Source organism: Bartonella sp. MM73XJBT (assembly GCF_028618465.1).
In the GTDB taxonomy this organism is placed as follows: Bacteria; Pseudomonadota; Alphaproteobacteria; order Rhizobiales; family Rhizobiaceae; genus Bartonella.
Genome location: NZ_JAQISY010000015.1, coordinates 21,443 through 40,757, shown reverse-complemented (window position 1 = coordinate 40,757; position 19,315 = coordinate 21,443). Strand labels below are relative to the sequence as shown.

Annotated in this window: 17 protein-coding genes and 1 pseudogene; all 18 read left to right on the top strand. The window is 43.4% G+C overall.

Translation table 11 applies throughout. The features are described from left to right. Nucleotides 1-213 precede the first annotated feature (213 nt). On the top strand, nucleotides 214-345 hold the full coding sequence (locus PVV69_RS06230; RefSeq protein WP_273756863.1) for a hypothetical protein: 132 nt from the start codon (nucleotides 214-216) through the stop codon (nucleotides 343-345). 430 nt (nucleotides 346-775) lie between these two features. After that, the gene (gene clpB, locus PVV69_RS06225; protein ID WP_273756862.1) at nucleotides 776-3,355 is read left to right on the top strand and encodes an ATP-dependent chaperone ClpB; all 2,580 of its coding nucleotides are present in this window, start codon (nucleotides 776-778) and stop codon (nucleotides 3,353-3,355) included. A 1,305-nt stretch (nucleotides 3,356-4,660) separates the two neighbouring features. Beyond that, nucleotides 4,661-4,990 (top strand): hypothetical protein, encoded by a 330-nt coding sequence (locus PVV69_RS06220; protein WP_273756866.1) that lies wholly within the window; start codon nucleotides 4,661-4,663, stop codon nucleotides 4,988-4,990. Between the two features lie 236 nt (nucleotides 4,991-5,226). After that, nucleotides 5,227-5,409: pseudogene (locus PVV69_RS06215) on the top strand (hypothetical protein); the annotation flags it as partial. Nucleotides 5,410-6,112: 703 nt separating this feature from the next. Then, nucleotides 6,113-6,247 carry a hypothetical protein gene (locus tag PVV69_RS06210; RefSeq protein ID WP_273756861.1) on the top strand — a complete coding sequence of 45 codons (135 nt, stop codon included), beginning with the start codon at nucleotides 6,113-6,115 and terminating at the stop codon, nucleotides 6,245-6,247. A gap of 6 nt (nucleotides 6,248-6,253) precedes the next feature. After that, nucleotides 6,254-7,579 carry a PBSX family phage terminase large subunit gene (locus PVV69_RS06205; protein WP_273721068.1) on the top strand — a complete coding sequence of 442 codons (1,326 nt, stop codon included), beginning with the start codon at nucleotides 6,254-6,256 and terminating at the stop codon, nucleotides 7,577-7,579. Then, nucleotides 7,579-9,471: a portal protein gene (locus PVV69_RS06200; protein WP_273756860.1), complete on the top strand. Its 1,893-nt coding sequence runs from the start codon at nucleotides 7,579-7,581 to the stop codon at nucleotides 9,469-9,471. Before PVV69_RS06205 ends, PVV69_RS06200 begins: the two co-directional genes overlap by 1 nt. Nucleotides 9,472-9,581: 110 nt before the next feature. Next, on the top strand, nucleotides 9,582-9,746 hold the full coding sequence (locus PVV69_RS06195; protein ID WP_273756859.1) for a hypothetical protein: 165 nt from the start codon (nucleotides 9,582-9,584) through the stop codon (nucleotides 9,744-9,746). 256 nt (nucleotides 9,747-10,002) lie between these two features. Then, entirely contained in the window at nucleotides 10,003-10,149 is a 147-nt protein-coding gene (locus PVV69_RS06190) for a hypothetical protein (protein WP_273756858.1), read from the top strand. A gap of 54 nt (nucleotides 10,150-10,203) precedes the next feature. Further along, nucleotides 10,204-11,001, top strand: coding sequence for a hypothetical protein (locus PVV69_RS06185; RefSeq protein WP_273756857.1), 798 nt, complete (start codon nucleotides 10,204-10,206; stop codon nucleotides 10,999-11,001). Between the two features lie 288 nt (nucleotides 11,002-11,289). Further along, nucleotides 11,290-12,408, top strand: a complete 1,119-nt coding sequence (locus PVV69_RS06180; protein WP_273756856.1) for a N4-gp56 family major capsid protein — start codon at nucleotides 11,290-11,292, stop codon at nucleotides 12,406-12,408. Between the two features lie 330 nt (nucleotides 12,409-12,738). Then, nucleotides 12,739-13,434 carry a hypothetical protein gene (locus PVV69_RS06175; protein WP_273756855.1) on the top strand — a complete coding sequence of 232 codons (696 nt, stop codon included), beginning with the start codon at nucleotides 12,739-12,741 and terminating at the stop codon, nucleotides 13,432-13,434. Between the two features lie 202 nt (nucleotides 13,435-13,636). After that, a complete protein-coding gene (locus tag PVV69_RS06170) occupies nucleotides 13,637-15,100 on the top strand; it encodes a hypothetical protein (protein ID WP_273756854.1) in 1,464 nt (487 codons plus the stop codon). Between the two features lie 316 nt (nucleotides 15,101-15,416). After that, on the top strand, nucleotides 15,417-15,953 hold the full coding sequence (locus PVV69_RS06165) for a hypothetical protein (RefSeq protein ID WP_275064625.1): 537 nt from the start codon (nucleotides 15,417-15,419) through the stop codon (nucleotides 15,951-15,953). After that, nucleotides 15,950-17,089 (top strand): tail fiber domain-containing protein, encoded by a 1,140-nt coding sequence (locus PVV69_RS06160; protein ID WP_273756852.1) that lies wholly within the window; start codon nucleotides 15,950-15,952, stop codon nucleotides 17,087-17,089. The genes PVV69_RS06165 and PVV69_RS06160 overlap by 4 nt, the downstream gene beginning before the upstream one ends. Beyond that, on the top strand, nucleotides 17,086-18,048 hold the full coding sequence (locus tag PVV69_RS06155; protein ID WP_273756851.1) for a phage tail protein: 963 nt from the start codon (nucleotides 17,086-17,088) through the stop codon (nucleotides 18,046-18,048). The genes PVV69_RS06160 and PVV69_RS06155 overlap by 4 nt, the downstream gene beginning before the upstream one ends. Nucleotides 18,049-18,274: 226 nt before the next feature. Further along, complete coding sequence (locus PVV69_RS06150; protein WP_273756850.1) at nucleotides 18,275-18,415, top strand: hypothetical protein; 141 nt, start codon at nucleotides 18,275-18,277, stop codon at nucleotides 18,413-18,415. A 568-nt stretch (nucleotides 18,416-18,983) separates the two neighbouring features. Then, nucleotides 18,984-19,127 carry a hypothetical protein gene (locus tag PVV69_RS06145; RefSeq protein WP_273756848.1) on the top strand — a complete coding sequence of 48 codons (144 nt, stop codon included), beginning with the start codon at nucleotides 18,984-18,986 and terminating at the stop codon, nucleotides 19,125-19,127. The last annotated feature ends 188 nt before the right edge of the window (nucleotides 19,128-19,315 follow it).

Genomic DNA, 19,315 nt, shown 5'->3' with positions numbered 1-19,315 from the left:
AAGGCGTGGGTGGTCGTGAAAGGGCGTTGGAGAGAAAGTGGTGGGGGCTGCTTTCTGTGAAATTGTAAAAGCGTAAAAATGTATCTCTGTAAAAGTGGTAAAAGAGCAGGTCCGTGAATGGTGGGTGCTTTTGGGAGGGTTTATAGATGTGGTGGAGGATTGATGAGAGGGGGAAAAGAGTTGGGTGTTAAGGTGAGGGGCAGGTGGTGAGATTTGGATGGTAGGAGTGATGGTGGTGCGGCTTGTGTGTGTGGGGTGGCAATGCGGTTTGGGGGGCAAGGCGTGGGTGGTCGTGAAAGGGCGTTGGAGAGAAAGTGGTGGGGGCTGCTTTCTGTGAATGTTTAAAAGCGTAAAAATGTATCTCTGTAAAAGTGGCGAAAAAGCAGGTCCGTGAATGGTGGGTGTTTTTGAGAGGGTTTATAGATGCGGTGGAGGATTGATGAGAGGGGGAAAAGAGTTGGGTGTTAAGGTGAGGGGCAGGTGGTGAGATTTGGGAGGGTAGGGGTGATGGTGGTGCGGCTTGTGTTGGGATGTTTGGTGGAGAGAAGTGTTGGCAATGAGGTGCTGGTGGGGATGAGAAGGTTGTGGTTTCGTCGAAAAATGATTATGCCTCTTTATTTACCCTCTTGCTATGAGGCTTTCGAGAACCCATATTCATTTTAGCACGACGGTTATTCTTCATGCTGCCTCGTTCGCAGTGTTTTGTGGGGGGAGGCTATTCCTTGTGAGTGCGCTTTGGGAAGCTAAAGAGTGGTGGTGCAAGAAAGGAAAAAAAATGAACCTAGAAAAATATAGCGAACGATTACAAGGCTTTTTACAATCAGCACAAAATAACGCTCTCTCTTCTGATCATCAACAGTTTATGCCTGAACATCTGCTCAAAGTCTTGTTGGAGGATGCTCAAGGATTGGCTGCATCTCTTATCCAAAAAGCCGGCGGTGATCTTACTGTTATTCATAAGGAGCTCACAAACGCTCTCAATGCGTTGCCAAAAGTACAAGGGGGAAATGGACAACTCTATCTCGCTCAGCCGTTGGCAAAAGTTTTTACCTTAGCGGAGGATCTCGCCAAGAAAGCCGGTGATCAGTTTGTGACCGTCGAGCGTGTGTTGCAAGCGCTTATCATGGAAAAATCCGCAAAAACAGCCGATATTCTTACCAAAGCAGGGTTGTCACCCCAAGCACTCAATCACGCTATTGAGGCGCTGCGTAAGGGAAAAACGGCGACAAGTCCCCATGCGGAGAGCCAATATGATGCTTTGCAAAAATATGCACGCGATCTCACTAAAGATGCGCGCGAGGGAAAACTCGATCCTGTTATTGGTCGTGAGGAAGAAATTCGCCGCACAGTACAGGTGCTCTCAAGGCGTACAAAAAATAATCCCGTCCTGATCGGTGAACCTGGGGTGGGGAAAACCGCAATCGTTGAAGGGTTGGCTCTTCGTATTGTCAATGGGGACGTGCCTGAAACTTTGCGTGATAAACAGCTCTATGCTCTCGATATGGGAGCCCTTATCGCTGGAGCAAAATATCGCGGTGAATTTGAAGAACGTCTTAAAGCCGTATTGGCTGAGGTGCAAGCCGAAAATGGGCAAATCATTCTCTTTATTGATGAATTGCATAACTTGGTGGGGGCAGGAAAATCCGATGGTCCTATGGATGCTTCAAACTTGCTCAAACCTGCTCTGGCGCGCGGAGAACTCCATTGTGTGGGCGCAACAACACTCGATGAATATCGCAAATATGTCGAAAAAGATGCCGCTCTTGCAAGACGATTCCAGCCTGTCTTTGTGCCTGAACCAACTTTGGAGGATACAATCTCTATTCTGCGCGGTATCAAAGAAAAATATGAACAACATCACAAAGTGCGCTTGGCTGACAGTGCTCTTATCGCTGCCGCAAGGCTTTCTAACCGCTATATTACCGATCGTTTCTTGCCCGATAAAGCCATTGATCTCATTGATGAGGCGGCGGCACGCTTGCGTATGCAGGTCGATTCAAAACCTGAAGAACTCGATGTTTTGGATCGGCGTATCTTGCAGTTAAAAATCGAACGCGAAGCTTTGAAAACCGATGTTGAGCCTACAGCTAAACAGCGTCTGAAAACCGTGGAAGACGAACTTAAAACATTGGAACAACAGTCCGCGGAAATGACAACAGCTTGGCAGGCGGAGAAACAAAAATTAGGGCATGCTGCCGATTTGAAAAAACAATTGGAAGAAGCACGAAATGCTTTGGCTATAGCCCAGCGCGATGGGCAATTCCAAAAAGCCGGTGAACTTGCTTATAGTGTCATTCCGCAGCTCGAAAAACAACTGAGTATCGCGGAAAATGATGATCAACAAAATCATCTCGTTGAAGAAACCGTGACCGCTGAACATGTGGCGCGTATCGTTTCTCGCTGGACTGGAATTCCTGTGGATCGTATGCTTGAGGCAGAACGAGAAACGCTCTTGCGTATGGAAGATGAAATGAGTAAGCGGGTGATTGGACAAGGGGAAGCCGTGCAAGCCGTTTCCCGTGCTGTACGTCGTGCTCGTGCCGGCTTGCAAGACCCCAATCGTCCACTCGGTTCTTTCATGTTTCTTGGTCCTACCGGTGTGGGGAAAACCGAATTAACCAAAGCACTTGCCGCTTTTCTCTTTCAAGATCAAAATGCCATGCTGCGTATCGATATGTCGGAATATATGGAAAAGCATGCCGGTGCACGCCTGATTGGCGCACCTCCTGGATATGTCGGATATGAAGAAGGAGGGGTGCTGACCGAGTCCGTGCGGAGAAGACCTTATCAGGTCATTTTGTTCGATGAAATTGAAAAAGCCCATCCTGATATTTTTAATCTCTTGCTACAAGTGCTTGATGAGGGACGTTTGACCGATAGCCAAGGGCGTACCGTCGATTTTCGCAACACCTTGCTGATTATGACCTCAAATCTTGGAGCGGAATTTTTAACCGCCTTGCCGGAAGGACAGACAACCGATCAGGCAAAAGATGATGTCATGAATGTCGTAAAAGCAGCTTTCCGCCCAGAATTTCTTAACCGTATTGATGAGATCATTCTCTTTCAGAGATTACAACGAACCGATATGGAAGCTATCGTTGATATTCAGATACAACATTTGCAAAATTTGCTCAATGAACGCAAAATAACTTTGCATATCGAACCAGAGGTGCGTGAATTTCTCGCCAATAAAGGATATGATCCCCTCTATGGAGCACGTCCTCTCAAACGTATTATTCAGAAAGAAATTCAAGATCCACTCGCGGAAAATATCTTATTTGGAAAAATTCACGATGAGATGGCGGTGACTATTGCAAAAGAGGGAGATCAGTTGGTCTTTTTGCCTGAAAATTAGAACTCTCTCCTTCCCAAAAGGAGAAAAATTCTCATGAGAGAGGATGTCCTTGTAGGGGCGAGAATTTGTTCCTAAGACAGAATGTTCCTGAGAGGGGTAGGCTTATGAAGGGGAAGACTTGAGGGGACGGTTCATAAGGGCAAAAGGCTTGTGAGAAAAGAGATTTTTGAGGAAGAATTTTGAGAGGGACGCTTGTGGAGAGAGTGCTTATGGTGATATGGCATCTGAGAGAGATAAAAAAAGACAGATAAAAAGAGGGGTAAAAACATAAAAAACTTGACAAGGTGAATCTAAACAGATATTATAGCTACATAATTCGAATTGCGCGCTTTTTACAAGCCAGTCAGCTCTTGCTGAGGAATTCAACAATAATAAAAAGAGAAGAATGTTGATGAAAGAAGGTAGCGCGTTAATCCTCTAGCTTTTTGTGATTTTAGCGGTTAGTTCATCCTGAATATTTCCAAACAAGATGTTTTCGCACCTTGGGGCTCGAATTTTTTTTCAATGATGCGCTTGGGAGGACGTGCGAGCGGATCATATCCAAACAATAAGTTTAAGGGAGCATGTCAAAATGCGTGAAATGAGTCAGAACTGACCAGAAAAGAGGTCTAAAAGTCGCCTCAGAAATTAAACCGGTAAGGTCATAAGCTGCTCAAAAATTAAATCAGTAAAATAAAAAATAATCTAAAGAGAAGTAGACGGATTCTAGAGAATGTTTCATATTTGAAACTGGGAAATATTTCAGGTCTACGATTTTCCAAATTTGCCTGCTTTGCATTTTTCCGTTTTTTTGAATTTCATGGTGTAAGCTATGAAAAACATTTCTAGGGGAGATGTTCCTCTAGAGAAGGGATGGCTTAGGTAATTTCTACTGGAATACCTTCCTTATCTTGTAAGGAGCTTTATATAATATATCTGAAAGCTCTGTCTAAATATTTTGTCTGATGATACTACTTCTAAGTATTGTCATTATTTTTATCATCTATATTACGGTTCCTTCATTTTTACTTAATCTTATAAAGAGATGAGTAGGTTGGAGGATTGCCTCTTTCTTTAGATGGTAAGACAGACGTGCTATTATGGAAGTAGTACCATCAGATAAGATATTCAGGTAGAGTTTTCAAGTATATTATATAAAGTTCCTTACAAGATAAGGAAGATATTCGAGTAGAAATTATCTAAACCATCCTATTTTGTGCTGCTTTTATGTGCGGCGCAATGTTTTTAAATGGTATTGTTTTTTCACTTTATCTACGAATTTCTTTATCAGAAATTATTCTATACTTTATTTGAGAGAATATAATGATGGCAAAGGAACGTTGTCTTCCCTTAAGACGAAGAGGGCGCCCAAAAGGTGCATTGAATAAAACAACAAGGCAGTTTAATGAAGCTCTTCTTACAGCTGCTGAACAAGCTGGGTATCAATATGGTGAAGATGGACTGGTATCCTATCTTCAGTATCACGCACTCAATAATCCTGTGCCTTTTTTTTCGTTGTTGGCTAAAGTGTTGCCTCTGCAAGTTACCGGAGATGCTGGGGGCGATTTCAAAACAATTTCGCGTGTTGAGATCGTGCCGGTGAGAGCAAAGGATGCGGTATCTGGGGAGCAGGAGACTAAAAATTCCAATGTGTGAGGGTATATGGTGTGATTTTTGAAGATTGTCGAGATCTGGGAGTGTGATCCTTTGGGGCATATGGTCTTGGAGAGCTATGGGTTTTGCCAATACTAATTCTGGCGATTGTGTTCTTTGGTAGGGGTATGTTTGGGGACCATGGAGATCATGACGAGATGAAATTTTGGCATGAGAATGCTGGAGGGAGATGCAAAGGGTTTAGAACAATTGCGCAACTGGAATTGTTGATGTGTTTGCTGCTGGCTAAAGTGTTACCACTGCAAGTGACTGGAGATGCTGGGGGCGATTTCAAAACAATTTCGCGTGTTGAGATCGTGCCGGTGAGAGCAAAGGATACCAAGCTTGTGGGAGATAGGAAGAGGATTGAGCGAGATAAAAAAACGGAGAGAAATACGAAGTTTGAGGATTGTGGAGCTTGAGGCATATATTACTTGAGAGGCGTTTCCCTTTAAGGCGTGTGTTACTATCGAGATTGTGAAGCTTTTGGGTAGACTTAAGGGAATGTGGGGATCTTGTTTTTTCGCGATGGTGGTGCTTGGGAGCGAGATGTCTGAAGACTATAATGTCTGAGAATTACGCTGTTTGAAAAGTATGCTATCTGGAAGATCTGTTGTTTCTTTTGGCGATTATTGAAGTTCTTAAAAAGGTGTAAGATAAATTTTAATGTTTTTTTCCAGTCTTTCGTGGGGCGTAATGATATATACTTCTCTCGAGCATGAGGGGGGTATGCAAAAAGGTGGAATGGGTATCCTATCAGGGGGGAGCTTCAATGAACAAAGAGCATTGAACAGATTTTTTGAAGAAGGTACACATAAACAAGAGCAAGAGGGAATCTTGTTGTTTATTAGGATATTTAGGCTATCAGATCTTAAAAAAAAGACTGTTTAGATTGTTTTCATTCCACAACTAGCTCTGTTTTTTGAAAGCTGATTTTTGTGCTGTTTATTAGAGTTTTTTGTGGCTCTTGTAAAGATTCTGGCTCTGTAAATTATTGGAGCAGTAGGGGGAGATGCCCAAATAAGCTTATGTGTTGAGTGTGCTCGTGATTTTAAGAGAAGTGATGCTTTATATAGTGCTTGAGAGGCATGGACTCTGAGGGGCGTGGTGTTTTGAGGAGTGCTTTTGTCCTCGGGATTGTGGAGCTTGTGGGTAGACTTAAGGGCGATGTGGAGTTTGGGGATCTTGGTTTCTGGCGGTGATGCTGCTTGGGAGGGGGGATGTCTGGAGATTGTGGTTTTTGAGAATGATTGTGCTTGAGGATTCATGACAACTGCTCAAATTGCTCTTATTCCAAAGCTTATTCCGGTCTTTACTGGAAAAGCTGATGTGCGAGCTGCTTGGGGGGGACGGGGCTCTGGAAAAACACGTTCTTTTGCTTTGATGTCTGCCGTGGTTGGATATCGCCATGGTAAGGCGGGAGAACGGGGGATTATTCTTTGTGCACGGCAATTTCAAAATTCGCTCAATGAAAGTTCCTTGGAGGAAATTAAACGGGCCATTGAAGCCTATCCTTTTCTACAAGATTATTATGAAATCGGTGATAAATATATTAAATCAAAAGATGGACGGATCGTTTATGTGTTTGCTGGGCTTGATCGCAATATCGCAAGTATTAAATCCATGGGGCGTGTTTTTCTCTGCTGGGTGGACGAGGCGGAACCCGTGACTGAGACTGCTTGGCAAACGCTTATTCCAACTCTGCGTGAAGAAGGAGACGATTGGAATGCCGAATTGTGGGTGACTTGGAACCCGTGCCGGGAAAATGCTCCCGTGGAAAAACGTTTCCGAAATGGCAATGATCCCAATATCAAAGGGGTGGAAATTAATTGGCGTGATAATCCTCAATTTCCCGAAAAACTGAATAGAGATCGCAAAGCAGATTTACAACAACGACCCGAACAATATAACCATATTTGGGAGGGCGAATATCTCCAAACCATTGAGGGCGCTTATTATCAAAAAGCGCTGCTTGAGGCTTCACGCGAGGGGCGCATTACCACTGTGCCCCGTGATCCGCTTATGCAGATCAGAATCTTTTGGGATATCGGCGGAACAGGAGCAAAGGCTGATGCTACTGCTTTGTGGGTCGCACAATTCGTGGGACGAGAAATCCGCGTCCTCGATTATTATGAAGCACAAGGACAGCCTCTCTCAGAGCATGTGGGATGGGTCTTTCAACGCGGATATGAGAAAGCATTGATGGTTTTACCCCATGATGGAGCAACCAAAGACCGTGTTTATAATGTCAGTTTTGAAAGTGCTCTCCAACAAGCCGGTTTTCAAACAAAGATCATTCCAAATCAAGGCGTGGGAGCTGTGAAAATGCGTATCGAAGCGGTGCGGCGATTGTTTCCTGCCATATGGTTTAACGAAGAGACAACTCATGCTGGGCGAAGAGCACTCGCTTGGTATCACGAAAAGCGCGATGAACAACGCAATATCGGGCTGGGCGCTGAACATGATTGGGCAAGCCATGGTGCCGATGCTTTTGGACTGATGTGTGTGGCTTATGAACAGCCCAATATACGAGCGAAAAAAAATGCTTATCGCTCTTCTCACCATTCTCAAACTTCATGGATGGCTTTCTAATGAATATTTCTACAGATTCTTTTGATCCACTCGAAACCCTTGAAAATCAAGCGCTCTTTAAAAAACTCGTGGGCTGGTATCACGATGATATTGGACATGTCGAAAAATGGCGAAAAAATGCCCAAGAAGACTATGATTTTTATAATGGGCGTCAATGGAATGAGCAAGATCTTGCCGTGTTGCGCGAACAAAACAGACCGGTTATGACTTTTAACCGTATCGCTCCGCTGATTAATGCCGTGATTGGTACAGAGCGCAATAATAAACGACAGGTGCAATTTATTCCTCGTCAAGAAGGGGCGGCTTTTGCTAACCAAATACTCACCGGTGCAGCTGAATGGTTTCGGGATGAGGCGGACGGAGAGTACGAGGATTCCGATGCCTTTCAAGATGCCATTATTTGCGGAATGGGCTGGACGGATACTAGACTCGATTATGAACAAGATCCGCAAGGAAAACCCGTCATTGCACGACTCGATCCTATGAAAATGATATGGGATGCAAGTGCTGTAAAACCCAATCTCATTGATGCACAACGCTTGTGGTATATTGATGAAAAACCTCTGGATGTAGCAAGAGAAATGTTTCCCCATGTTCATTGGAGTGATCTTCATGCTGATTGGGTCAAACATCAGACATTTATGCACCAAACTAGTGCGGATGATGGGCAAAGCTATCGTGGTGATGTGGAGGAGGGGTATCAACGCCCTAAAATGGTTACATTGGCTGAATGCCGCTGGTTCGAGCGTGAGGTTGTTTATAAAGTCCTTGATCCTTTAAGCGGAAAATTTGTCGATTATTCAGAACAGGATTTCCAAAATTTACGTAAAGAATTTCCGCAAATTCAAGCGACAAGATTAACAAGAAAAATTGTCAAACGTGCTTTTTTGGGGCGAAAATTGCTCGAAGCACCAGATAAACCCTTGGTGCCAGCTGGTCAATTGGGTTGGGAGTGTATTACCGGTAGTTTTGACAAATTAAGCCGGCATTTTTACGGGATTGTCAAACCAACAAAAGATCCACAACGCTGGGCAAATAAATATTTTAGTCAAGTGATGCATTTGCTCAATAGTCAGTCAAAAGGCGGGATTATGGCCGAACGCGACGCTTTTGATGATGATCGTCAAGCCACAGAGAGTTGGGCAAGAGCCGATAGCATCACTTGGCTGAAAAGTGGGGCTGTTTCGGGGGGAAGAATCCAGCCTAAACCCGTTGCACAATTTCCGCAAGGTTTCTTTCAATTGTTTAATGAAGCAAAAAGTGCGATCGAACAAGTCACTGGTCTGTCTTCTGAATTTGTTGGTACACGGGCGGTAAACCAACCAGGAATCTTAGAGGAACAACGTCGCCAATCATCACTCAATCTGTTGGCTTCCTTCTTTGATGCTTTGCGAAGATATCGGCAACGACAGGGGAAAATTATTCTCTATCTTATTCAAAATTATCTTTCCGATGGGCGATTGGTACGTATTGCTGGAGAGGAAAACGCTCAGTATGTCCCGCTCACACGTGAAATGATCACCAGTTTGGAATATGATATTGTCGTTGATGATGCGCCAACAAGCCTTAATGAAAAAGAGCGGACATTTGCCATTATTATGCAATTGTTGCCTTTGATGCAAAGTTTCATAACACCAGAGATTATGCTCGATCTTTTACGCTATTCTCCTTTGCCCGCATCCCTTATCCATAAAATTGCCTGCAGAGCACAAGCAAACGAAGTTGCACACAATGTGCAAGCACAAAGCTTGGAAGGGCAAAATGCTCCTCACAGTGCTGGAGGGCACTTTAGTGATGCTGGAGAACTGAGTGGGGGGACGCGTGGAGTGCTTAATGCACAGATAGAGCAGCTGGTGCAAGCTCTTTTGCAAAAGGCAAATGCGCAAGGCTAAACCACCCCATGTTTTAAGAGAGGCGGTTGTTTTATGCACTTCTCCTTCGCTCGTATCGGTTTCTCTATAAAATTGTCTGCAGAGTATAAGTTTACGAAGTTGCACACAAGGTGCAAGAGCAGAACTTGCAGGGGCAAAATGCTCCATTGTGTGAGGGGGTGGAGGACAAGCTTTGCAGTGCTGAGGAGTTTCGCGGTGAGGCTCGTGGAGTTCTTAACAAGCCCGCTGCAAATAGAGTCGAGCGTATGCGTATCATGCTGGAGGGGGACGGCTGAGTATATGGGAATAGAGCAGCTGGTGGGCACTCTTTTGTAGGAGGCGAATGCGCAAGGCTAAATCACCCCATGTTTTAAGAGAAGCGGTTGTTTTATGCATTTCTCTTTGGCGCGTATCGGTTTCTCTATAAAATTGTCTGCAGAGTATAAGTTTACGAAGTTGCACACAAGGTGCAAGAGCAAAGCTTGAAGGGGCAAAATGCTCCATTGTGTGAGGGGGTGGAGGACAAGCTTTGCAGTACTGAGGAGTTTCACGGTGAGGCTCGTGGAGTTCTTAACAAGCGCGCGCGGTGCAAATAGAGCAGAGCTTATGCTGGTAAAGCTGGAGACAACTTCAGGGGGGCATGCTGGAGTGGAGCAGCTGATGCAATCTCTTTTGCAAGAGGCGAATGCGCAAAGGTAAACTGCTTCATTTGAAAAAAATATCATCTTATTGTCAATAAAGAAGGCTAACATTATGGATCAAGAACATTTAACACCAGCAGAACAAAACCAATTAAAACAGGGGTCTTTTTCAGGAGCTTTGCAGCAGGAAAACTGTGAAATTGATGCTGGAGAAAAAACAAAAGCCTTAGAAGAAAATTCCCACGCACATCAAGATGGACATCAACAACAGCGATCATTGCAAGAGGATACGCAGCAAAAAGATGGTCAAGGGGGAGTAGAAACTGATGCACCGCCAGATCCGCAAAAAGATTTTATGGGTTATATACAATGGTTGGGAAAAACACTCTATAAACAAGGAGCGTTGATCTCTGAACAAGCCCCTTCTATGAACCATGAAGCAGAACAGTTGCATGCTTTTTACCAGCAGTCCGTTGTGAGTGCTAAACAAAAGCATCAGGATTTTGATCAAGCGGCCGATTTTATTTACGATATCCGCGCGAAGCAGTTGGCTGCTTTCTCGGCACTCTATCCGGAAATGGCAGATCCAAATGTCGTGGATGCGTTGATTGGTAATGAATTAAAGCAAATCTTGCGCGATTGTGCGAAAAAAAATCAAAATCCCGCTGAGGTGATCTACTCTATTGCGCAAAAAATTGGCTACACCAATACTCCCAATAACATTGGTGAAAATTTGCAGGAAAGACAAAATTCTGCACGCACATTGGCGGCCTATAACGGTATGACGCCCAATGGACCGATTTCTTTGGAGATGCTCGATAAAATGTCGGAAGTAGAGTTTAGCCATTGGGTTGCTGATCCTAAAAACAAAGCGGCTTTTAACCGTCTCATGGGCGGGCGAGAATCTTAACAGCCCCCCCATGGGGGAATTCTGAAAGTCGTCATGTGGAAGGCATGAGGCGGTCTGTGTTGAGAGCTTGAGGTATTGGCACTGGGCTTGCTGGGGGGTGTTGGAGGCGAGCGCTGTGGAGGAATTCTCGAAGTGAGAATGTGACGTTTCTCAAAGGGGGAGGACAAGCAATAAAAATTATACAAAATACCCAATAACTAATCCACCATCTGAAAACGAGAAATGTGGAATTTCAAATAGCCGGCGCTTCGCCGGTTTTTTTATATCAATCAACTTTTAGAGGATAAAATGGCTGTAACTTATATCGGAATTAATGACCCAATGGCAGTGCGCACATGGTCTAAACTGTTAAACCAAGAAATTTCAAAAGCAATTCCTATTGCACCATTGATCGGAAATGATTCAAATAGTATCGTACAATTAAAGGATGAAACCACAAAAGCAAGTGGTGATGCTATTAGCTTTAATTTGCGTGTCCAGTTGCTTGGCGATGGGGTGAGTGAAGGGCAGTCCCTTGAGGGGAATGAAGAAGCTCTGCAATTCCTCAGTGATCGCTTGGCTATTAATGAACTTGTTCATGCGGTGCGTGTTAAAAATGAAGGCACTATTGATCAGCAACGTATCTTACATGATTTGCGGACCGAAGCCAAAAATGGTTTGGTCGATTGGTATGCTGATCGCTTGAGTTTGATGTTCTTTATTCAAGTGTGTGGCTATACCGCAAAAGCCATTAACTTTGAAGGACGCACGATTACCCTTAAACCTGTCCATTATGGCTTTAATGCACCAACTGCACCAACCGATAAACGTATCGTGCGCCCCAATGGAAAAACAAAAGACGAAGACTTAAAAGAAAATGATGTTTTTAATCTTAAACTGATCGATAAAGCCGTGGAACGGGCTAAGCTTGCTAATCCAAAAATTAGGCCTGTGCGCATTGATGGCGAAAATGTTTATGTGCTGTATCTGCATCCAACCCAGGTCACTCAGTTGCGCACCAATACGGATGCTGGACAGTGGCTCGATATCACTAAGGCAATCTATAATGGAAGCCGTCTTAAAAACCCCCTCTATGACGGCTCGCTTGGTATGTATAATGGTGTCGTCCTGCGTGAGGCTGAACATGTTACCGAAGGTGTCGAGTCCGGTTCAACAAACAAAGCAGTGCCAAATGTGCGCCGTGCCGTGCTGTTGGGAGCGCAAAGTGCCGTCATCGCTTTTGGAAAAGACCGTGGCGCTACACGCTATAAATTGGTGGAAGAACTGTTCGACTATGAACGCGAATTCGGTGTTGCAGCAAAAACCATCATCGGTATGAAGAAAACTTGTTTCACCTTACCTGGAAGCACACAAGGAGCACAAGATTTTGCTACTATCGTGATCCCAACCTATGGAGCACCTGCTTAAAGGCGCTGCAAATACTTCTTCTCAACAGAATGTTCTGTTGAGAAGGGGGATATTATTTGTCAAACAGAAGATTTTAGGATTGCACTCTTATCGCAATACCAATTGATGCTTGCTTTGAGCACTGAGGCTTTTTCTCAACAAAATACGCTGTTAGAGAGCAAAATTTCTGGAGCAGATCAGGCTTGCAGAATTTTTCTATAGCTGTCTAAAATTTTGGAATATTTGCTGTAAGAGCTGTTTGAAAGTTGGCAAATTCTTTCTCTCAACAGGATATATTTTTGCGGGAGAGATAGCCAAAACGCTTCACACGCAAAAGGATTATCATTGTCCATGACCATTACACCCATTACTTTAAATCATCTTGATCCCACACATTCAGAGCATTCTCAGACTTTTGCCTCTATGGTTGCGCTTATTCAAGATGAAATTGACGATACAACAGCTGAATATTCTATGCAAATTCAAGATTCCATTTTTACCGCTTTGCGCTTATGTGAACGCGAACCTTTGTTCTTTAATGAAAAAAAACAGCTGATCTTTAAAACACAACCTGGAAAAACTTGGTATGGCCAAGAAGAGGGAATTTTTCTTGAATCAGAAAGGGCTGTGGAGTCTGTTCTTTTAGGAACACATCATGCAGCACAAACACCTTTGCTTTTTAAATCAATTGAAGCATTGCAAAAACAATATGGATTACAGCCTCCACAGGGAGAACCTCTCTTTTATACTTACTGTGATCAAAAAATAGGCTTGTTTCCAACACCAAAGCAGATTGAAAGTGTCTGTGTTGTTTATGCTTGTGCTCGTGGGCGAGATGAACAGTTGAGAGAGGGAGAGAATCCTTGGTTCATTCATGCATTTGATCTCATTAAAGCACGGGCAAAATACGAGCTTTGTAAAAATATTCTCAAGGATCCTGAATATGCTGCTGCTGCTTTTCGCGATTTTCAAGAACAGCTGCAAGCTTTGCGCTTTGAAACGTCACGCAGAAAAGGGGCTACAAATATTCTACCTATGAGGTTTTAAAGAGCTTTTTTCTTCTTCGTGGTTGATTGATGGTTGATGCTGGTGCCTGTGGTTGATACTCGTGGTTGGTTTTGGCGGCTGGTGCTGGTGGGTTCACGCTTTTGTTACAGAGTCAACTCTAGGCTCTGGTGGTTAAAATAAGCCTTTGCGCTTTGAAACATTGCCATAAGGTTTTGCAAATATTCTTCCAATGGGGTTTTCAATGGCTTTTTTTCCAATTGCTGATTATCGGCCTGATGTTGCGGATATTAATGGACTGTTTACCGATGAAATCATTAATGTTTTGCCAGCCGATGGTTCCTATATTCCTATGCCAAGCTTTCAACCATTTTCAGAGCCTTGTCCTGAGACAATTTTAGGGGCTTTGGCTGTGAAAACAAAAAATGGTGTATCTATTCTTGTGGGGACAGCACAAAAAATCTATCTGCTCGACAATACCACAAAGCGCTGGAAAGATATTAGCCAAAATGGAAAATCTTATCTTGCAAATGTCGATGCTCCATGGTCGTTCGCTTTGTTTGGCGATTACGTGATTGCTGTTAATGCTAATGATAAGCCTCAAGTTATCGACATTAATCACGATAAAAAATTTAGAGATTTAGGTGGAAATCCACCACAAGCCGGAATTGTGCGGGTGTGGGGAGATTTCGTCTGTTTGATGAAATTGACGGAGCATCCAAGACGTGTCCATTGGTCTGGATTGAACGATGCCGAATTTTGGACGGTGGGGAAAAAAAGCTGCGATTATCAAGATTTTCCCGATGGTGGTTTCGTGCAAGGGGCAACCGAAACAACAAATCCAATCATCTTTATGCGTTCTGCTATCTATGCCGGCTCTTTTATTCCTGGCTCTAAAATTATTTTTAGCTTTCAAAAAATCCACGATAAACGTGGGGCTAAAAACGCTGAATCTATCGTTTGTCGAGGCGATCTTGCTTTCTTTGCTGATGAAGGTGGGTTTTATCAGATTACCAATGAGGGGCAAATTATACCCATTGGCTTTGAAAAAGTCGATCGAACCATGACAGCAAAATCAAGACTGAATAATCTGTATACTCTATCTGCTGCCATTGATGGGGTGTATAATCGCGTTTATTGGATGGTGGATAGCGATGAAAGCACCCACAAACGTATTTTGCTCATTTATGATTGGGGATTGCAAAAATGGACAAAAGCTGCCGTGGATATCAAAATGATTTTGCCCATTTTTTTGGCGGGAACCACTTTAGAAGGATTAGATCGGATTACCCAGAGCATTGATGATTTGTCTTTTTCTCTCGATAGTAAGGCTTGGAAAAATGAATCTCCTATTCTTGGGGCATTTGATCGTGAAGGGAGACTTGGCTCGTTTTCTGGTCCCCCCATGGCTTGTATGGTGATATCACAAGAAATGGGACAGACAAATGGCATGATAACACGTGTGAAAAATATCATGCCTCAAGTGAATAGTGGAGAGTTTTATCTGTCTGTAGGGATGCGCTTTCGCCAATCTCTTGAGGAGAAGATAGTGTGGTTGCCAGAAAGGCAACCTTCTCATCATACGGGGCAAATTCATGTCCGCGCAAGGGCACGGTTTTATCGCTTTAAATTGCGCATTCCTGAGGGCGTGAATTGGTCTCATGTGACGGGCTTTGATGTGGAATTGAAGGCTGCCGGCACGCGGTAAGCGTGCCTTTTAATAAAGAGTTACGCGGTAAGCGTGCCTTTTAATAAAGAGTTACGCGGTAAGCGTGCCTCTTAATAAGGAGTTACGCGGTAAGCGTGCCTTTTAATAAAGGAGTTACGCGGTAAGTGTGCCTCTTAATAAGGAGTTACGCGGTAAGCGTGCCTTTTAATAAAGGAGTTACGCGGTAAGTGTGCCTCTTAATAAGGAGTTACGCGGTAAGCGTGCCTTTTAATAAAGAGTTACGCGGTAAGTGTGCCTTTTAATAAAAGAGTTATGTGAGTATGCCTCTTTTCATAAAGGAATAATGTGAAAAGCTATGTTGTGGGGAAAGCTTAAAGTTTGTTGGAGTGCTGTGAAAGAACTGAGGATTGGGAGAGCGAAAAAAGCTAATCTCATAAGGGGACAGTGCGATAAGAAAAATTCTTATGCTGCTCATCTTACAGTGCAATGGTCATGGGAAAAAATAGCACCCTATCAAGAGGCTCTTAATGCTGCACTGAAAAAATATGCTGAACGTTTTCCGGATGATGTTTGCCTGCAAACAATTGCTAAAGAACTCATCAGTGGGCAAGCACAATTATGGCTGGTCTTGAAAAATAACAGAAAATTTAGCGCCTTTGCCATTACCAAAGTTGAAAGGACCCAGATGGGAAAAAAACGCGTTGTCCTCTCAGATTTGGCTGGAGAGGGAGGGCTAGAATTGGTCAATTTGATCGATAAGGTCGAAAAATGGGCGCGAACAATCAATGCTGAGGAAGTACAAATGTTTGGAAGAGCCGGATGGGCTAAAATGCTTAGACATCACGGATATTCTCGTAATCTTATTTATTATAGAAAGGTTTTAGCCCCATGAGTAGAAAAACAACACCTCAAGTACAAACAACCACACAAACAAATGCACCACCCGCCTGGGCTGCGGATATCTTTAAAAAAGCAAGCGCCCAAGCACTTGACCTTTATAATAAGGGAATTGGCGGAAATGTTTATCAGGGAGAGCGTGTTGCGGGTCTTGGTTCTATGACACAAAATGCTCTCACCGGTCTACAACAGGCTGCTTCTCAATATAATAATCCAGCATTGACACAGTGGTTGAATGCACCAACCCAAAGTGCTCACAATCTTCTTGGTATGGCTAAGGGGGACTGGATTGGAGGCAATAGTAAATTTAATGCTGCTTTGCAAAATGCTTTAAGTCAAACTTCTGATGCTATTAATCAATCGATGTCTGGAGCGGGGCGCTATGGTTCTGGCGCCCATACCGGAGTGCTCGCCGATGAGCTTGGTGCATTGGCAACAAAAGCGAGCGCAGAGCAATATAATCAAGATGTGCGTAATATGATGAATGCTAATCAGATGATTGATCGCTCTCTATATGATCAGGTTAATGCCGCAAATAACTACTATCAGGGACAAAGTAGTGCACAAAGCAATGCCCTAAAGGGGGGACTTATCCAAGATATGAACCAGCAGAATATGTTAGATGCACAGCGCCAAAAATGGGCAGAGCAAGATAATCAGGGGTGGAACCGATTAGAACAATTGCTGGGTGTGGGAACAAAAGCTGCTGGAAATTACGGAACAACATCAGGAAAATCGACAACAATGCCTTCTGTAACAAAAGATCCATTGCGCGATGCGCAGCAAGTGCTTGGGCTTGTGGGAGGAATTTTAGGACTGTCTGATGTGAGAGCAAAAGAAAATATTCTCCTAGAGCGCAAAAAAAATGGCTATTCCCTCTATAGCTTTAATTATAAGGGAAATCCGCAACGCTACCTTGGTGTTTTGGCCCAAGAGGTGTTGCGCTTGAAACCGGAGGCTGTGTTTATGAACGCAAAAACAAAATTGTTGCATGTCGATTATGACAAAATCGGTCTGAAAATGGAAATGGTGAAAATGGAAAAAATCACAGCACCTAAAAAGAGAATTGCTCACTTTTTCTCCTCTCTCTTCGCGCGTTTGTCCTTCTGGCAAAAAGGATATCTGCTATGAGCTCGATTTATGATTGGTCCCTTATTGCATCGGAGAATGCCTATGCTGATGAGAGCATCAATTGGGCAGAGGGGCAGCCGCCAAGTTCAGTCAATGACAGTGCGCGTGCTATGATGCAACGTATCAAAGAATATTTATTGGATAATGGGGGGGTGATTGACACACAGTTTCGCCTTGATAAGGAAAACAACAGAACAGCTATTCGTTTGATGACAAAATCTTCTTTTGAATCGTATGAAGGTGGGATTGTGGTGCGCTTTAGGGCACAGGAGCAAAATAGTGGTATTACAAATGTTGCCTTAAATCAATTGCTCGCACGTCCTGTTTATATGGCTACTCCTAATGGTCTCGCACCTCTAAGGGGTGGCGAAATGCAAAGGGGGGGACTTTATGAACTCGTCTATACTTGTGATATTGCCGGAAAAAATGCTGATGGTTGGTTTTTAACTAATCCAACGCAAGTTTTTTCGCTTCCTGGCTTTATTGGTACTTTTGCCACAGAAAAAGTGCCATCGGGTTGGTTGCTTTGTGATGGTAAGGCTTATTCTCGCAAGGCTTATGCAAGTCTCTTTGCTGTTCTGGGTGAAATATGGGGACGGGGAGATGGGCGAACAACTTTTAATGTGCCCGATTTGCGTGGAATGTTTTTACGCGGGCTCGATAGTGGAAAAAATGTCGATAAAGGACGACGCCTGGGAAGCAAACAAGAAGATTCTTTTGAAGCTCATAGCCACCAAGGGAAAACAGATTTAACAGGGGCTCATACACATAAAGTTGAAAATTTTATGCCCTTTGGTATAGAGGCTTACAAAGGGAATAATAGTTATTACTTTAACGGTTCCGGAAGGGTCAATACGACTCTTGCAGGGGCGCATGAACATCAAATCTTTTTGAAAGAAACCGGTGGTGAGGAAACACGTCCTGTCAATATGGCCGTTGTTTATGCTATCAAAGCGTGAGAATGAAAATTCTTAACAGTGGTCAAAATGATTGCACAATGCTTGTTATGAAAAAAGCTCTTATAACAGATGCATTATGGAATTTACCGTGATGGTATTCCCTCTGTTCTGCTTTTATTGCTTATCCCTGCACTTCATCGAGAGGCTTTACTGTATCGCATAAGAAGAGAGGTGGTTTTGCTGCCTTATCTTTTGATATGTTGCTTCTATTGCCAAGAGAGTCGGCGTGAGACTTTTAAACGATGGAATTGGGCTTGGCTCTTATGAAGTTTGGCGCTTGCCTTTCAGGAAAGAAGACATCCTTGGTGTGTTTTATGCTTCTCTTGGAGATGTTCAATGTGTTGTGACAAGAAGTGAGAGATATTAATGTGATTTTTCCAGAGTTTGGTTGTGCTTCTTGATCTGTTGGTCATTTTTACTCTGGACATAGAGAAGGCAAAGGCGCTGTTGGTTTTTGTAAGTTTTTCTCTCCTTGTGTTTGGAGGCAAGAATTTGTTTTGTCTAGAAAATTGGCTCAGGCGAATGTCATAAAAGCGGCATTTTTAGGCATCTTTGCTCCTGTTGGTAGGGGGATATTCTATGTAAAGATTTGCTGTCTTTCTTTTATGTTTGCTATGGTTTACATGAATCAAGAATAACGATGGACTGCTTCTTTTCGCAAAAGTAAAAGCATGATTTCTGCGGCTTTTTATTTATGACAGCTTTATGATGATGTAGGGGCTGGCGTGTGTGTTCTAAAGTAGCTGGTGGTGTTGCCTCAAAATTGGCTTGCAGAATAATATAAGAACCGGAAAAGTGGTTTGTGGAAGAGGGTGGGTGAATGATGCCGTAAGATCTTGGAGAATTGAGGACGTAGATTTGTTGTATAGTTGGCTCGTTTCCAAAGAGCTTGTTTTCGCTTTGCTTATGCGTGAAGGAATGCTGAGAAAATCGTTATGAAGTGGAAATACCACAAAGAAAAATATTTAAGAGAGCGCTATGGAAGCACTTGTGGAGCGTTTACTGTTGGCGTTGGCATTTTACCGATCTTCGTTTTTGTTGGTTTGTTTTATGAGTGCGTTCTAGGGACTGAATTGTAGAGAGTAAATTCCAAAGAATTGGTTTTGTGGAAAAGCATTTCTATGTTGGGTTGGGGATAGAAGAGCAGTTTTGCGGAGAAAATGTTCTTTATTCCAGTGGACTGTATGTGAGAGGATGAGGCGTCAGATTGGCAGACCATCATTTTGGCTGAAAAAGCAAAATACTATCTTAAGACGATTTTTTGCTC

Bases quoted from the DNA above. Each gene is read 5' to 3' on its own strand.
- clpB (WP_273756862.1), top strand. From the start codon at position 776: ATGAACCTAGAAAAATATAGCGAACGATTACAAGGCTTTTTACAATCA.
- PVV69_RS06220 (WP_273756866.1), top strand. From the start codon at position 4,661: ATGGCAAAGGAACGTTGTCTTCCCTTAAGACGAAGAGGGCGCCCAAAA.
- PVV69_RS06205 (WP_273721068.1), top strand. From the start codon at position 6,254: ATGACAACTGCTCAAATTGCTCTTATTCCAAAGCTTATTCCGGTCTTT.
- PVV69_RS06200 (WP_273756860.1), top strand. From the start codon at position 7,579: ATGAATATTTCTACAGATTCTTTTGATCCACTCGAAACCCTTGAAAAT.
- PVV69_RS06185 (WP_273756857.1), top strand. From the start codon at position 10,204: ATGGATCAAGAACATTTAACACCAGCAGAACAAAACCAATTAAAACAG.
- PVV69_RS06180 (WP_273756856.1), top strand. From the start codon at position 11,290: ATGGCTGTAACTTATATCGGAATTAATGACCCAATGGCAGTGCGCACA.
- PVV69_RS06175 (WP_273756855.1), top strand. From the start codon at position 12,739: ATGACCATTACACCCATTACTTTAAATCATCTTGATCCCACACATTCA.
- PVV69_RS06170 (WP_273756854.1), top strand. From the start codon at position 13,637: ATGGCTTTTTTTCCAATTGCTGATTATCGGCCTGATGTTGCGGATATT.
- PVV69_RS06165 (WP_275064625.1), top strand. From the start codon at position 15,417: ATGTTGTGGGGAAAGCTTAAAGTTTGTTGGAGTGCTGTGAAAGAACTG.
- PVV69_RS06160 (WP_273756852.1), top strand. From the start codon at position 15,950: ATGAGTAGAAAAACAACACCTCAAGTACAAACAACCACACAAACAAAT.
- PVV69_RS06155 (WP_273756851.1), top strand. From the start codon at position 17,086: ATGAGCTCGATTTATGATTGGTCCCTTATTGCATCGGAGAATGCCTAT.
- PVV69_RS06145 (WP_273756848.1), top strand. From the start codon at position 18,984: ATGAAGTGGAAATACCACAAAGAAAAATATTTAAGAGAGCGCTATGGA.